Raw genomic sequence first — 16,116 nt, 5'->3', positions numbered from 1 at the left:
CGCTTATTTGAAAGAAGAAGCCATTTTTTATGAAAATTGTCATTCTCAACAAACCATATGACGTCCTCTCCCAGTTTCGTAAAGACGAAGCACACATGACGGTCTCTGACTTTGTAGATGACCCGACTTTACGCATAGCAGGCCGTCTTGATATGGACTCTGAGGGTTTAGTTTTCTTAACTGATCATGGTGGTTTGAATCAGTTCATTACCAACCCTGCGAATAAAAAATACAAAACGTATTTAGTTCAAGTTGATGGCGATGTAACCGAAGAAGCGCTTGAGCAACTTCGTAAAGGTGTAGAGCTTAATGATGGTATGACTTTACCAGCTAAAGCGATTAAGGTAAGTGAACCTGCATGGTTATGGGACCGTGACCCTCCTGTACGTTACCGTGCCAACATTCCAACGTCTTGGATTGAAATCTCTATTTGTGAAGGTCGTAACCGTCAAGTTCGTCGCATGACCTCTGCGGTAGGTTTCCCGACTTTACGTCTCATTCGTACTAAAATTGGTTCAATTGATTTAGTTCAATTAGGATTACAGCCGGGCGACACCAAAGAAATCGAACCTCTACTCTACCCAGACTTTAAAGATGTTCCAGCCGAGCAACCTTATCGTTCACGTTCTTATGTAAAAAAACCGGGTGGTACAGGTGGCAAACCAATGGTTCGTAAGAATAAAGATGGTTCTGTTAAAAAGTCTGGTACAAAACGTATTTGGCAAATGGATGAAAGTGAAAAACCACGTCGTAAGACCAATGGTACAACTCGTCCAAATACCAAGGCACCACGTGGTCGTGGCCGCAATGGTCGATAAAAACATTTAAGTTTTAAAGCTCACGTCAGTGGGCTTTTTTAATGTCTTTTATTTTTGGCAATAAAAAAACCGGTGCATAGGCACCGGTTTTAAGCTATTTACTAACGAATCAGTAATTAAGCTTGAACACTTGAAAGTGCTGCATTAAATGTAGCGCTTGGACGCATTACCGCATTTACTTTTGCAGGATCAACTGCATAGTAACCACCGATGTCAGCGGCTTTACCTTGTACTTGAGCAAGCTCAGCAACAATCTTCTCTTCGTTTTCAGCTAAAGCTTTCGCAAGTGGAGCAAACTTCGCTTTCAACTCAGCATCTTCGTCTTGAGCAGCAAGTGCTTCAGCCCAGTAAAGTGACAAGTAGAAATGGCTACCACGGTTATCAAGCTCGCCTGTACGACGTGATGGAGACTTGTCATTGTCAAGCAATTTACCAGTCGCTTCGTCAAGTGTCTTCGCAAGTAACTTCGCACGAGCATTGTTTTCTTTAATACCCATTTCTTCTAGAGAAACTGCAAGTGCAAGGAACTCACCAAGCGAATCCCAACGTAAGTGGTTTTCTTCAACAAGTTGTTGTACGTGTTTAGGTGCTGAACCGCCTGCACCAGTTTCGTACATTCCACCACCCGCCATAAGCGGAACGATAGACAACATCTTCGCAGAAGTACCAAGTTCCATAATTGGGAACAAGTCTGTTAAGTAGTCACGTAAAATGTTACCAGTTACAGAAATCGTGTCTAGGCCACGTACTACGCGCTCAAGTGTGTAACGCATTGCACGTACTTGAGACATGATTTGGATATCAAGACCAGTTGTGTCGTGATCTTTCAAGTATTTCTGTACTTTTTTGATCAATTCGTTTTCGTGTGGACGGTATGGGTCAAGCCAGAAGATCGCCGGCATGCCTGAGTTACGTGCACGAGTTACTGCAAGTTTTACCCAGTCACGAATCGGAGCGTCTTTCACCTGACACATACGCCAGATATCGCCTTCTTCTACATTTTGAGTCAATAACACTTCACCAGTGTCAAGATCAGTAATGTTTGCAATACCAGCTTCTGAAATTTCAAAAGTCTTGTCGTGAGAACCGTATTCTTCAGCTTTTTGAGCCATCAAACCAACGTTTGGTACTGTACCCATAGTTTTCGGATCGAAGTTACCATGCCATTTACAGAAATTGATCATTTCTTGGTAAATACGGGCAAATGTTGATTCTGGCATTACTGCTTTAGCATCGTATTGCTTACCATCAGCACCCCACATTTTACCACCAGCACGGATCATTGCAGGCATAGAAGCATCTACGATGATGTCGTTAGGTGAATGGAAGTTTGTGATGCCTTTTGCCGAGTCAACCATTGCAAGTGCAGGACGATGTTCTTGGCAAGCATGTAAGTCTTCGATGATTTCTTCACGTAATGAAGTAGGAAGAGTTTCGATTTTCTCGTATAACCCAGCCATACCGTTATTTACGTTAATACCTAATTCGTCAAATAACTTACCGTGTTTTTCAAAAGCTTCTTTGTAGTAGATTTTCACACAGTGACCGAAAACGATCGGGTGTGAAACTTTCATCATTGTCGCTTTTACGTGTAAAGAGAATAAAATTCCAGCTTCTTTACAATCATCAAGTTCTTTTTCATAGAAATCACAAAGTGCTTTCTTGCTCATGAACATTGAGTCGATGATTTCGCCTTCTTGAAGCGCAACTTTTGGTTTAAGAACAATGCTCTTACCACTGTTTGTGATAAGTTCCATTTTTACATTGCGTGCACGGTCAAGTGTCATTGATTTTTCACCGTGGTAGAAGTCACCTTCTTCCATGTGTGAAACGTGAGTTTGTGACCACTGTTTCCACTCGCTCATTGAGTGAGGGTGTTTCTTAGCGTAATTTTTAACGGCAGCAGGAGCACGACGGTCAGAGTTACCCTCACGAAGAACTGGGTTTACTGCTGAACCTAGGCATTTGCCATAACGAGCTTTAATAGTTTTTTCTTCTTCAGTCGCTGGGTTTTCCGGATAGTCAGGAATTGCAAAACCTTTAGATTGAAGTTCTTTAATACATGCTGTCAATTGCGCAACAGAGGCACTAATATTTGGGAGTTTGATAATGTTAGTATCTGGATCTTGTGTAAGACGACCTAGCTCAGCAAGGTTGTCGGATACCTTTTGCTCTTCACTTAGGTAGTCAGCGAATTCTGCGAGCACACGTGCAGCTACAGAGATGTCACTTTTAACAATCTCGATACCTGCTGGCTTAGTAAAGGTCTCAATGATCGGCAGTAGCGAATAAGTCGCCAATAATGGCGCCTCGTCAGTCAGTGTGTAAATGATAGTTGACTTTTCACCAGCCATATATAGCCCCTTCCGTTGAATTGAGTTTTGAGGACCGAGCTTTTGGCCCAGTGCCTACGAACCGATATGCTTAAATAAAACCCTGAGAGTATCGGCTCTCATTGGCTTTCAGTCAACGAAATATCCAGTGATAACGACATTTCGCAGCGAAATAATACATAATTTAAATCTATTGATAATAATCTTATACCTAACTTATGGTAATACATGTACGTTTACCAACTTTTTAGGTATAGGACATTGTTAAATTACATGAGATATCTTTCAGAGTTCTGACAAATATTATACTTTTCATTCAAAATAAACTCAAAGATAACACCTATTTCAATTTTTAAAATCTACTAAAAAGTAAAAAACCGATGTACGAAACATCGGTTTTTTATAAATTAATTCACTGTTATTTAGGCTTTTAACCATTTATCAGCTTTACTTTGATCTTCAACAATAAGTTCAACTTCAGTTAAGTTTATGCTGTCACCTGTCACTTCAAACGACAATAACTCATCACGGCGGAAAGCCAAAACTTGGTAACTACCCTTTTGTTTAGCATATTTCTCAATAAGTTTTGTGGTCGCTTTTAATCCATCAATTGCAATAATGACATCATTGGCAGAAATACCAGCTTTTGCACCCGCACCCTCACGGTGAGCATTTTGAACTAACACACCTTCAGGTTTATCAGTCAGCTTTAAACCATACGCCAATGTCTTATCATTTTTAAACGTATAACTTAAACCAAACTCAGGGAATAACTGATCTAGCGGTAACTCTTCAGTCGTGTTAATCAAATGATTGATTTGCTCAACCCAACTATCACCTGTTAACTCTTCGCACAAATCAAAAACGGTACGTTCATTAACTTGAATGCCGTTTTGGGTGTTTTCATACAAACGACGCATTAAGGCATCAAGACTAGAACCACGTAAACGCAAGCCTAAATCTAAACATAGGGCAACTAATGCGCCTTTGTTGTAATAGCTAGTGCCCGCATTATTGGTGTTTTCATCTGGACGATAAAACTTAATCCATGCATCAAAACTTGATTCAGCTACTGTTTGAACAAAGCGACCCGGATTTTGTAAATAACGATCAAGCTGTGACTTCAACAAATCTAGATAAGACTTTTGAGAGATCACACCACTACGTAATAAAATGAGGTCATCATAATATGAAGTGAAACCTTCAAAAATCCACAGTAGCGAGGTATAACCTTCTTTATGAAGATTATAGTTTGCAAAATTTTCTGGGCGGATAAACTTCACCAACCAAGAATGAAAATACTCGTGGCTACACAAACCTAAGAAACGTTGATAGTCTTTCGAAGGTTCAGTTGGTTCATTCGATTTTGGTAAATCATCACGTGGTGTAATCAAACTTGTGCTGTTGCAATGCTCTAAGCCACCATAACTATTCCCTGTTGCCATCGTCATAAAGGTATAGTTTTTAAATGGCGCTGAACCAAACATTTCAATTTCAGCTGCACAGATTTTTTCAATGTCCGCTTTTAAACGGTCCACATTGGTACTGTGCTGTCCTGAAATTGCAAATTCATGTGCAATTCCGTGCGCTTCGAAACTAAAACGTGTTTGATCAGCCAGTTCAAATGGACTATCAATCAGTTGATCATAATGATCAGCTTTTAAGGTAAAACGTCCCTTAACTAAGCTTTTTGAAGCTAAGCCAGTTGCTAATTGAAAGTGTTTTAATTCATCAGGCAAAAAGATTTCTAATTCACAAGCAGATTGCTCTTGTCCATCTAAACCTAAGCATACACAGGCTGGGTTAATATATAGACGTGTTTGATCTACATAAGCACCACGTACTGATAAATCGTATGCATAGACATCGTATTCAACAGTAATTAACTCATGATCGGTGTTAAATAAACGCCAGCGATTTTTTTCAGTTTTTTTAATATTGAGCATGCGTCCAGCTTCATCGTAAGCTTTTACAGCTTCAATATGCTTAGAAAATTCACGAATTAAATAACTGCCCGGAATCCACGTTGGTAACCATAGTTCCTGATTTGGATTCGCTAAAAAACGAATTGTTACGTGAACAAGGTGCTGTTTGTAATCATCGAACTCTATTTGATAATGCAACATAAATTCTTCAATTTAAAATAAGAACGGTTTCACCTTAGATTATCACTTTTTTGTATCGACTTGCGTAGATGTATTTTTTGGCAACAATTCAGACTAGCCTTCTACAAAAAAAAGGCATAGCATGCTGGGCATCTGTGTTCCGTATTTGCCAGTAAACGTCAAGGTCACCTAGTGAAATTCTTCCTATCTCTTTTTACGCTGTTTAGTATTTTCTGTACTACTCTTACCAATGCTGCTCTACTTAATATTGCTCCTGAAAGTGTTGAAGCCGCTGCATGGACAATTGTAGACACTCAATCTGGACAAATCATTGCTGAGCATAATAGTCATGTACAACGTGCACCAGCATCCCTAACCAAAATGATGGTTGCCTACATTGCATTAAAAGAGATTAAGGCTGGAAAATTAAAGCTAGATCAAGTCATTACTGCAACCCCTGTCGTAGGTGTGGTTCAGTGGGACGAATCACAAATGTACCTCAAAGCGGGTGAACAAATTTCAGTTGATCAGCTTTTGGCTGGTTTAATTGTGATGTCGGCAAATGATGCAGCTGTGACTTTGGCAGAAAAAATTTCTGGTGATGTGCCTCATTTCGTACAACGCATGAACCAAGAAGCTCAAGCTTTAGGTATGAAAGACACGCATTTTAGTAACCCTGCCGGGATTACAATGCCGGATCATTACACGACAGCTCATGATTTGAGCTTATTAAGTCAGGCAGTAATTCACCAAACACCTGAATATTTACATTATTCAAAAATGCCAAGCTTTAGCTACAATCAACGTTTTCACCATGCGACTAACCTTGCTTTGAAATATGATCCATCTGTAGATGGTTTAAAAACTGGCTATACCAAAGCAGCGGGTTATAACTTGGCTCTCACAGCTTCGCGTCCTTCATTTTCACCAAACTTACCGCAAAGACGTTTACTGGTTATTGTTTTAGGTACACCAAGTGCCGTGAAACGCGCTGAAATTGCCGATAAGTTAATGAATCTTGCGTATGCGTATACACGTGATGAAGTGGTTATTCCACAGCAAAAACTAATTGCTGAGCTACCTGTGATTAAATCAACTTTAAAAATGTTTAAAGTAGAAACTAAGCAGCCGACCATTGTCACGACTTCTTTATATGCAGAGCCAGCTGCAATCGATTTAAGTACGTTTGATTATGCTACACAGCGTATTCAAGTTCTTGATAGTAACAAGCAGCCTAAAACTATTGCTCCACTTGAAACCACTCAAACACGTGTAAACATTGAGTTAAATGAGCAAAAGTTAACTGCACCGTTAATGAAGGCGATGAACTTGGCAACTGTTTCAATTTATCAAAATAATCAATTGATTCGCAGCCTACAAATTGAAAATGATGTGCATATTGAAGAAGCTAACATTTTCCAAAGAATCATGATGTGGTTCTCTAATCTTTTCTCTATTTTTTCATCGAGTAACCATAGTGCAGCAAAACTCTACCCTGTAGATTCGCACTAAAAACATCAAATTGTGCACAGAGGCACAATAAATTTTATAAATAAAAGATGGCATAATTTAGCCATCTTTTTTTATAGAAAAATAATTAGGTGATAAAAATGGCCCAAAGTTTACATCATATTGTTATTGTCGGTGGTGGTGCGGGTGGTTTAGAACTTGCCACGCAACTCGGTGAAACTTTTGGGAAAAGTGGTAAAGCTAAAATTACATTAGTCGACCAAAATTTGACTCATATCTGGAAGCCCCTACTTCATGAAATTGCTGCAGGTTCTTTAAATCCTCACGAAGAACAAACCAATTATTTTGCCCATGCAGAAAAACATCATTACGAATTTGTATTAGGAACGCTTGTTGCAATTGATAAAGAGAAAAAAATAATAGATTTAGTGCCCCCTCAAGTGTCTAAAGAACAAAACAATCATGTTCAACAACTGAGTTATGACACGCTTATTTTGGCGCTTGGTTCTGTATCAAACGACTTTAATACACCGGGGGTACGTGAAAACTGTCATTTTCTCGATAGTCGAAAACAAGCTGATATTTTCCAACAAGACCTTTTGCATTTATACATCGAAGCACAAAATCAACCAGATCAACGTATCTTAAATATTGGAATCATTGGCGCGGGTGCAACTGGCGTCGAACTTGCAGCAGAACTTATTGAAACAACCAAAAACTTTTATCGCTATGGTTTGAAAAAAATCCATCCTAAACAAGTCAAAATTACACTGATTGAAGCATCAGGACGAATTCTTCCTGCCCTAAATGAGAAAACGGCTGAGCATAGTGCAAAACAGCTCCAAAAAATGGGCATCGAAATTTTAACTCAACACCGCGTTGAAAAAGTTGATAAGCATTGCATCTATTTCAGTAACGGTAATCAGCTCAAAAGTGATATTACGGTATGGGCAGCTGGGGTAAAAGCCCCCAAAGTTCTTGAAAGTTTTACCGATTTCGAACGTGACAACATTAACCGTTTAATGGTCTATGCAACCCTGCAAACTTATTCTGACCCAAATGTTTTCGCTTTCGGTGACTGTGCACATTGCCAGCTTGATGCACGAAACCCGCCTCTTGGACCACGTGCTCAAGTTGCTAGCCAACAAGCAAGCTTTTTAGTTGATGCGATGGCTGCCAGACTTAATGGCCGTTCACAGCCGATGTTCACTTTTAATGACAAAGGTTCACTTGTGTCTTTAAGTCGTAATAAAGCCGTTGGAGAATTGCTTGGGGATGTTAGTGTACAAGGATATATTGCTAAAACGATGTATGTATCTTTATACCGTTTACATCAAGCAACAATTCACGGATACACTCAAGCTGGACTACTCACAGTGAAAGATTTACTTACAAGACGAGTACGTCCAAAAATTAAGCTGTATTGAGTTGAATTTTTTAAGTTCATCCCTATATAGACAAAAACGCATTAGAAAAAGTGTTAAAGATTGAGATTTTGTAGTCTACAAAATTTATTTTTCACTTTATGATGTACGCTTTAATTGATTGAATGGATCAAAAACATGACTGCAATTGCAAATAACCACGTGGTTTCATTCCACTATAAATTAACAAACGCTGAGGGTGAAACACTTGATCAATCTCAAGGTGAACCACTTGCCTATTTGCATGGCGCAGGCAATATCATTCCTGGTTTAGAAAATGCATTAACTGGTAAGACTGTTGGTGAGAAATTCACTGTAAACGTACCAGCTGCTGAAGGTTATGGCGAATACAACCCAGACCTAGTACAAGAAGTTCCAGCTCAAATGTTCCAAGGTGTTGATAATATTCAACCTGGTATGCAGTTCCAAGCTCAAACAGATGACGGCGTTCAAATCGTTACTGTTAAAGCGGTTGAAGGCGACAACGTTGTAGTTGATGCTAACTTCCCACTTGCTGGTCAAGATTTAACTTTTGAAGTTGAAATCGTAGAAATCCGTGAAGCTTCTCAAGAAGAATTAGATCACGGTCACGTACACGGTGCAGGTGGTCACCACCACTAATTCATCTTTCACAAGATGATAAAAAGCAAAGCTTCGGCTTTGCTTTTTTTATGCCTTTATTTTATATAATATTCAGAGAGTTAATTTATTATTGGACGATGCATGTCAAATACTTATCCGTTGATTTGGTTCCGACAAGATTTACGAGTACACGATCATGCAGCTTTATGGCATGCCTGTCAGCAAGGACCTTCAATTGGATTAGTCATCTTATCGCCAGAGCAATGGAAACAACACGACGATGCTCCAATAAAAATTAATTTTTATTTACGACAACTCAGAGAGCTTCAAAAAGAATTAGCAGCACTTCATATTCCACTTGTTATCCAAGTCATTCCCAATTGGAAGGATATCGCTAAGTTTATTTCTGATTTCAGCCAGAAATATAATATTGAAAATGTTTATGCCAATATTGAAATGGGTGTAAATGAATTAAAAAGAGATAAAACAGTACAAGACTCTTTAAATAAAGGCAGTAAAGAACTTTTTTTATTTCATGACCGCACAATTTTTCCTCTGCGTTCAATTCGCAACAAATCAGAACAACCGTATCAAGTTTTTAGTGCATTCAAAAAAGCATGTTATGCAAAACTAGATACTAGCGGTTTACCTCAATGCTACCCTTTACCAAATAAACAAACTAAAGTTCCAACTGATTTCTTAAATGTGGAAAATGCAAACTTAGCTGAAATTGAAGAACTATTTTGTTCATCTATTTCTAAAGAACAGCAAGATTTATGGCCTGTTGGCGAGTCATATGCATTAGAACAATTAGATGAATTTATTAAAGACTCGGTGTCTCACTATAAAGTCGAGCGAGATTTTCCTCACGTAGAAGGTACAAGCAAACTTTCGCCTTATTTAAATATTGGCATTTTATCTATTCGACAGTGCTTACAAGCGCTCTTTCGTGCTCAACACGGTAACTTTCACTTAGCCAATGAAGGCCAACAAACATGGTTAGATGAACTTCTTTGGCGAGAGTTCTACCAGCACATTTTATTTGATTTTCCGTATGTGTCTAAACACATCCCATTTAAAAAAGATACTCAAAAAATTCAATGGAACCATAATCCAGAACACCTGAAAGCATGGCAAACTGGCCAAACGGGTATCCCTATCGTTGATGCCGGCATGCGTCAACTTTTAGAGACAGGCTGGATGCATAACCGAGTACGAATGATTACAGCTATGTTTTTATGCAAAAACTTACTGATTGATTGGCGTATTGGTGAGCAATGGTTTATGCAACATTTAATTGATGGAGACCTAGCTGCAAACAATGGTGGATGGCAATGGTGTGCCTCAACTGGAACAGATGCTGTACCTTATTTCCGGATTTTTAACCCCGTTAGCCAATCACAAAAATTTGATCCGAATGGAGACTATATTCGCAAGTGGGTGAAAGAATTAGCTCATCTGGACAATAAATCTATTCATGAACCTTATTTAAGTAAAACGAGTCTTCGCTTAAATTATCCAAAACCAATTGTAGATTTAAAAGAATCACGTATTAAAGCAATTGAAACATTCAAGAGTATTTAGATAAGAATTGAGTCTTATCTGTTTATTTTTGATTAACAATTAACAACAGGATTTGACTATAAAGGGACTTTCAACTACAAATAAATATATTAGATACTTAAAAAGGACATAAACAACAACAACTTCGCAAATCCACACCTTTCATTATAAAAGTATAAAAAAATTAACATTACAAAAAGGTAGCATAACCCGCATGCAACAAAAAAACCCAGGTAGAACACTCGTCTTATGGATTATCGCAGCTCACCTATTTATGGGAATGGTTGCATATGAGTGGTTGCCTGTGAGTTTTAGAGGAAGCTGGATTTTTATTCTTCTTCTTTTAATTTCTGGTGCTTTTTTAGAAGTCGGCTTGTCTTTAATTGTCGGTTTACTCGCATTTATTGGAGTTGCCGTATATTTTCTACTCGACTTAGGGGCTCAAACGCACATTGAACGACAGCTTCTCTTACTTTTTATTATTCCTCTTATTCCGCTCTTTTTAAGTGCTGTACGCCATAATATTGAAATTAATGTTCAAAAATATCGAGATATTCAAAGCTATGACCGAAATTATCGTCGTGATATTTTCCCATTAAGCGCTTTAAAATACTTCCAACGTAGTTTTTTTAAACTACTTGATCACCATAATGTCCAAGACTACGAAGTTTTTGTAATTAGGATTCTTAATCGTAGTTTAATAAAAGAAATGCTCGGTGATGATGTTTGGAAAACCACTCAAAATGAAATGATTAAAATTTTGAGCCAACATGAACCTAATGAGATTATTTTCCAGTTTGCTGATGATGACTTGGAAAATATATACAGTATTGTCATCCGCCAGCAAAAAACTGACGAAGAGCCTGACTTTATTAAAAAATTAAGAGAAATTATGACATTACGCCTTGAGGTGGAATATAAAATTATTCCAATTCCACCAGAGGAGATGAGCTAATGTCTAATCTTCTTAATATTTGTGGAATTGTGATTGCTTCTAGCCAATATCCAGACGCTACTCTACAGCAGTTCTATCAGCAATATTATCATTGTGAAATTAAAGCTGAACAAACAAAAGCCGAAATACAAAGTTCTAGTGATCTTTCCATGTTTTTTCCTTATCAAGATACATGGTGGCCAGTCTTTACCATTGATCAGATTAGTTCAGAAAGCTTTCAAAAGTTTGTCCATAATGGAATTCGACCCGGCATTATCTTGCCAGATGAAGTCTTTGGTTTCCCCCACTATTTTTTATTAAAAGAAGCAGTAAGCCAAGGCGCTATTCCGATCGTACTTTTTAAAACTGAACAGCCTCAATATTTTGCTGCTAAGGCGACATTTTCAACAGCTATTGGTTTACGGCCAATGGCTGCGTTTGTGAGTACAGGGTGGGATGAAAATTTAATTTCACAACCAGCGGGTAGTTATATTATCCAGTTAAATTCGACAAACTTACCTATACCCTCAAGAGAGGTTAAACAAGGTAAACATTTATTTTATTCGGCCAAAGGTTTTAACGGTCATGTTTCAGGTTATGAAATTATTATCAATCCTCCTGCCGATTTACCCCTCTCCAATATTCGCTATCCGCAACTCGGTATTTCGTGGAAATTTAATAATATTGATTATGTAAGCACCCCTGAACATGTCAGTACCAATCTTATTGGTTATATATTTATTGGTTTAAGTATAGTTGTTGTCCCTCTCGATCTGATTTTAACAACAACCTATCCAGATCTACTCGGTACATTTGGTAGTTACATTTCATGGATCTCCTTAGTAGTAGGATTAATTCTATTATTACTACTCATCTCTTCTATTATTAGGAGGGTCCGTAAAAATGGCTCCAATTGATATTCTGTTTTTATTTGGCTTTCTAGGTATTTGGATTCCACAGGCATTTTGGGCATGGTTAAGCTATCAAGCGTGGAAGTATTCCAAAACGGCTGAAAAGGAACTACAAAATCTGCCAATACCAGAAAGATGGCCAGTCTTAAGTGTTTTAATCCCTGCTTATAATGAAGGCGTAGTGATTGAGGACACTTTGCATGCCATTGCTCAACAAGATTATCCAGCAGAGTCTTATGAAGTCTTACTGATCAATGATGGCTCCAAGGACAACACCCTTGAAATTGCAGAAAACCTCGCAAAAATTTATCCGTGCATAAAGATTGTTAATGTCCCCAAAGGTATGGGTGGTAAAGGTAAATCAAGAACACTCAATAATGGCCTTCCTCATGCTAAAGGTGAGTTAATTGTTGTTTACGATGCCGATAGTACTCCTGAACCTGATTGCGTCCGATTACTCGCACAAACTTTACTGGCAGATAAAAAGTTAGTCGCTGTAAATGGCAAAGTAAGAACCCGTAACTGGCAAGATAGTATTTTGACTCGCTTTATTGCGATTGAATTTATCTTTTTCCAGTGGATTTTTCAGGGTGGCCGCTGGCAACGTTTTGAACTCTCAACATTGATGGGGACTAACTACGTTATCTGGCGCGATGCCTTAGAAACTTTAGGTGGTTTTGATGAAAAGTCGCTAGTCGATGATACAGAAATGAGTTTCCGAATTTTTATCGGACAAAAACGAATTAAATGGGTTCCCTATGCAATTGGGTGGCAACAAGACCCTCCTTCGTTAAGCGTATTCGTTAAACAGCGCTCACGCTGGACTCAAGGTAATTTTTATGTGACACGTAAATATTTACCTGTAGCACTGAGAACACCATTTCCCATCGGAATTGAAATTCTGAATAACATTATGTGCTACATCCTTTTCGTACCAGCTCTATTCTGGAGTCATATCACTTTAACGCTTGGCTTACTTGATATTGCGGGTATTTCAGTTCCGGGACCATTTACGCTCTTGTGGGGCCTTTCATTTTGCCTATATGTAGCGCAAATGTGGTTTACGCTATCTTTAGAAAAAGTTAAACCTGAACTCTATTTTTACTCTGTTTTATCTTACGTAAGTTACTCACAAATCTTCTTATTTATTGTATTTAAAGCCGCATTCGACATGCTAAAAAATAAAATACAGGGTAATTCCCTTCAATGGTACAAAACAGAACGTAGCAAGGAGAAAAAATAAATGAAAAAGACTTTCAAACTTTATCCACTCATACAAGCACTCCTTGCTAGCAGTTGCCTTATGTTAGCTGTGCCTGCTCATACCAACACATGGAAATTAGATGATATTAGTACATCAACTAAATATACGGTGGAGCCTCATTTTTTCTATGTGGGAAAAGGCGCTGAATGGCAAAATATCCAGTTTTCTACTGACTATTCCACTGAAAATGACACAACATTACTCGTGAAATATGACGATAAACTCATCTATAACACGACCTTAAATGGTGATGGCCAATTTAAATTTAATATTCCTGCTAGCCCAAGTGGTTTTCACCGTTTAGATTTTATTATTCAACAATATGCTAAACCGACAACTCTAAACCAGACAAAAGAAACATTCTGTACAGAAGATATCGACCATTTAACTTATTTGAGTAATTCCCAACTCGACTTTACGCCTATTCGTAATGTTTATCGTCTAAAAGATTTACCAGATGCTCTATTTAACCCACAAACTAGACGTCCTACGCCATTTGTTGGAATTTTAAAATATAACCGTAAGGAAATTACCGAAGCATCCATGCTAGCTCGGTTAGCGAGCTCTTGGAGTTCTGTAACTCCTATTGAATGGGTCGACTCAGGACAAACTAATTTAAACGCTGAAACAAACTTTATTATTGAAGTGATTCATTCAGCCAATCCCCTTAAAGGTGGTGCTTTAGTACAAATTGCAAAACCGGCACAAGGTGTTCCGACACTATCAATAACTTACCACACACCACAAGAGCTCACTTCTGCTATTAATGGGCTGATTAACCCAGCCTATGTACAACAGCTTAATACTGACAGTGCAATTTTCCCAACCACAATTTCAGCACCTACTTGGGCACAATTTAGAAAAATTGACACGCTTGCAGATTTGGGTATTAGTGACTTCAGACTCAACCATGCTGAAAAGAATCTCTTTCTTGATTTCCCAGCAGTCTGGCAACCAACTGATATCCTCCAGGGACAAATCGCACTTCGTATTCAAAGTGGCTTATTACAAGGCTCGAGTATCACTGCATGGTTGGATGGCGGCCTTGCTGGTAGTATGAAAACGGCGGATCTTGCTTCTGACCCCGTGAACCGACAGTTCAACATCTTTGCCAAGGAAATTTCAAATACAACAAACTTTAGCTTAAAACTTGAAAACTCGGTCATTGCCAACTCACAGTGTTTACCAAATGCTCATGGTTCACTTTGGGTTGATACCGCCAAGTCAACAGTAAAACTTCCACATAAGCTCAAAAATGGTGTGGCAGCACTTTCAATGACTTTAGCAACTAAGCCAACGATTGCAATTGATGACCAATCAGGAGCACTAAATATGGCTATTATTTTAGGGCAAGTTGCTAAAAATATGCTGCTTACACAAGCACCTATGCCATTAAATCTAGTACGTTTTTCACCAAATGCTCCTCAAGCAGTTAATGTCAGAGTCAATAAAGAGATTTATCAGCAACAAGTATCAATGCATCAAAATATTATTTATGCACCAGCAGCAGCAAATGGTTTTATTGTGAGTTATAACAATAACCGCTTTGATGTGATTACTGACTCTGAAAACGGTGCACTCACCTTTATGCATTTATGGGGGAAAATACAACATAAAATTCCAAACAATGTCACCAAAATGCTGGTTTCTGAAAATGGCAATATTTATGTTCTCCAAAAATTAATTGTAGGCAACCAAAAAGCACCTCTAGTTCAGCAATCATCATTCTTTTTGCTAGTTGTGATTATCTCTGCAATTATGATAATAGTGATCTTCTTGTGGTATTGGTTACGACGAAATAATGAGAAAACAGATACCAATTAAAATAACTGCTTTTATTATTTTAATTATATGTAGTGTAGTGGCGTATGCGGGGTTGTTCAAAAATCATGGACAACCTCCAGTTATTGAAGGTATTTTCTGGCAACCCGATAATAACACCACTCCTCCTAAAGGAAATTGGCATTACTTAGGAGTGAACACTTTTGTCCCCCAATGGTCAGTCGTCGAATCTAAATCTTGGTGGAAAAACTCCACTCTTCCTCAATGGGAAAATGCCATTGATATACAGAAAATTAAACAACAACCTTGGGCTAAAAATCTTATCTTGGGTTTAGCAGGTGAATATAACGAACGTGAAGCACGTGCAAATGTCATTGCTTTAGGAGAAAAATCTGCGCAAATTATTCAAGAACAAAAAGATGCACCATTAAAAGGTTATTATTTTCCAGTAGAAGCCGATCCAACATGGCTAAGAGTCAGTACATTAGGCCATGTTTTAGAGAAACTCCCTTCACCTGTTTGGGTGAGTGTTTACAGCGGCGAAAGTGAACCCGAAAACTATGATTTGTGGGTTAAAAGTTGGCTACCTCAACAAGCGGGCATCTTTTTTCAAGACGGCGTAGGTGTGGGAGTAAGGACTCCTCAACAAGCTAGACGTATTTTAGATCAACTTGAGCAAACTCTTGGAAAAGATAAAACGGTGATTGTGCTCGAAGCCTTTCGAACCAAGAAAAATGGACAATTCCGAGCAGCCTATCCTTGGGAAATCATTTCTCAGATTAAAGCTTATGAAGGCAAGAAAATTTATATTTTTGATGGTCCACACTACATGGGACGGTGGTCGGTTTACGTCGTCGGTTTATGGTATCGGCTCACTTATGGCAGCACATCTACCGCCATAAACGAATCGGAAATTTCAAAATAAATGAC

The 16,116-nt window shown here is 38.3% G+C and carries 12 protein-coding genes; 10 read left to right on the top strand and 2 right to left on the bottom strand.

Translation table 11 applies throughout. The features are described from left to right. The first annotated feature begins 29 nt into the window (after window positions 1-29). A complete protein-coding gene (locus tag AC1PJ9_RS10055; RefSeq protein WP_191028931.1) occupies window positions 30-818 on the top strand; it encodes an rRNA large subunit pseudouridine synthase E in 789 nt (262 codons plus the stop codon). A gap of 116 nt (window positions 819-934) precedes the next feature. On the opposite strand, the gene AC1PJ9_RS10050 is transcribed toward AC1PJ9_RS10055, so the two are convergent. Both AC1PJ9_RS10050 and AC1PJ9_RS10045 read right to left on the bottom strand, forming a co-directional pair. Further along, window positions 935-3,172, bottom strand: coding sequence for an NADP-dependent isocitrate dehydrogenase (locus tag AC1PJ9_RS10050; protein ID WP_263614325.1), 2,238 nt, complete (start codon window positions 3,170-3,172; stop codon window positions 935-937). A 401-nt stretch (window positions 3,173-3,573) separates the two neighbouring features. Then, complete coding sequence (locus AC1PJ9_RS10045; RefSeq protein WP_311086820.1) at window positions 3,574-5,277, bottom strand: M61 family metallopeptidase; 1,704 nt, start codon at window positions 5,275-5,277, stop codon at window positions 3,574-3,576. Between the two features lie 171 nt (window positions 5,278-5,448). On the opposite strand from AC1PJ9_RS10045, the gene AC1PJ9_RS10040 reads away from it, so the two are divergent. The 9 genes from AC1PJ9_RS10040 to AC1PJ9_RS10000 all read left to right on the top strand — a co-directional run bounded on the left by AC1PJ9_RS10040 (window position 5,449) and on the right by AC1PJ9_RS10000 (window position 16,111). Beyond that, the gene (locus AC1PJ9_RS10040) at window positions 5,449-6,768 is read left to right on the top strand and encodes a D-alanyl-D-alanine carboxypeptidase PBP6B (RefSeq protein ID WP_311086819.1); all 1,320 of its coding nucleotides are present in this window, start codon (window positions 5,449-5,451) and stop codon (window positions 6,766-6,768) included. A gap of 98 nt (window positions 6,769-6,866) precedes the next feature. After that, entirely contained in the window at window positions 6,867-8,153 is a 1,287-nt protein-coding gene (locus AC1PJ9_RS10035) for an NAD(P)/FAD-dependent oxidoreductase (protein WP_311086818.1), read from the top strand. 135 nt (window positions 8,154-8,288) lie between these two features. Further along, on the top strand, window positions 8,289-8,771 hold the full coding sequence (locus AC1PJ9_RS10030) for an FKBP-type peptidyl-prolyl cis-trans isomerase (protein ID WP_263614329.1): 483 nt from the start codon (window positions 8,289-8,291) through the stop codon (window positions 8,769-8,771). A gap of 102 nt (window positions 8,772-8,873) precedes the next feature. Then, a complete protein-coding gene (gene phrB, locus AC1PJ9_RS10025) occupies window positions 8,874-10,316 on the top strand; it encodes a deoxyribodipyrimidine photo-lyase (RefSeq protein ID WP_311086817.1) in 1,443 nt (480 codons plus the stop codon). Between the two features lie 193 nt (window positions 10,317-10,509). Continuing rightward, a complete protein-coding gene (locus tag AC1PJ9_RS10020; RefSeq protein WP_311069403.1) occupies window positions 10,510-11,250 on the top strand; it encodes a hypothetical protein in 741 nt (246 codons plus the stop codon). Beyond that, window positions 11,250-12,146 (top strand): hypothetical protein, encoded by an 897-nt coding sequence (locus AC1PJ9_RS10015; RefSeq protein ID WP_311086816.1) that lies wholly within the window; start codon window positions 11,250-11,252, stop codon window positions 12,144-12,146. Before AC1PJ9_RS10020 ends, AC1PJ9_RS10015 begins: the two co-directional genes overlap by 1 nt. Beyond that, complete coding sequence (locus tag AC1PJ9_RS10010) at window positions 12,133-13,383, top strand: glycosyltransferase family 2 protein (RefSeq protein WP_000035257.1); 1,251 nt, start codon at window positions 12,133-12,135, stop codon at window positions 13,381-13,383. The genes AC1PJ9_RS10015 and AC1PJ9_RS10010 overlap by 14 nt, the downstream gene beginning before the upstream one ends. After that, window positions 13,384-15,228 carry a hypothetical protein gene (locus AC1PJ9_RS10005; RefSeq protein ID WP_311086815.1) on the top strand — a complete coding sequence of 615 codons (1,845 nt, stop codon included), beginning with the start codon at window positions 13,384-13,386 and terminating at the stop codon, window positions 15,226-15,228. It begins immediately after the preceding gene. After that, window positions 15,206-16,111: an alpha-amylase family protein gene (locus AC1PJ9_RS10000; RefSeq protein ID WP_311086814.1), complete on the top strand. Its 906-nt coding sequence runs from the start codon at window positions 15,206-15,208 to the stop codon at window positions 16,109-16,111. The genes AC1PJ9_RS10005 and AC1PJ9_RS10000 overlap by 23 nt, the downstream gene beginning before the upstream one ends. Window positions 16,112-16,116: the final 5 nt, after the last annotated feature.

The sequence above is a fragment of the Acinetobacter sp. 70_2 genome (assembly GCF_056736115.1).
The sequence above is the reverse complement of the archived record's forward strand: the minus strand, read 5'-3'. Positions and strand labels throughout refer to the sequence as shown.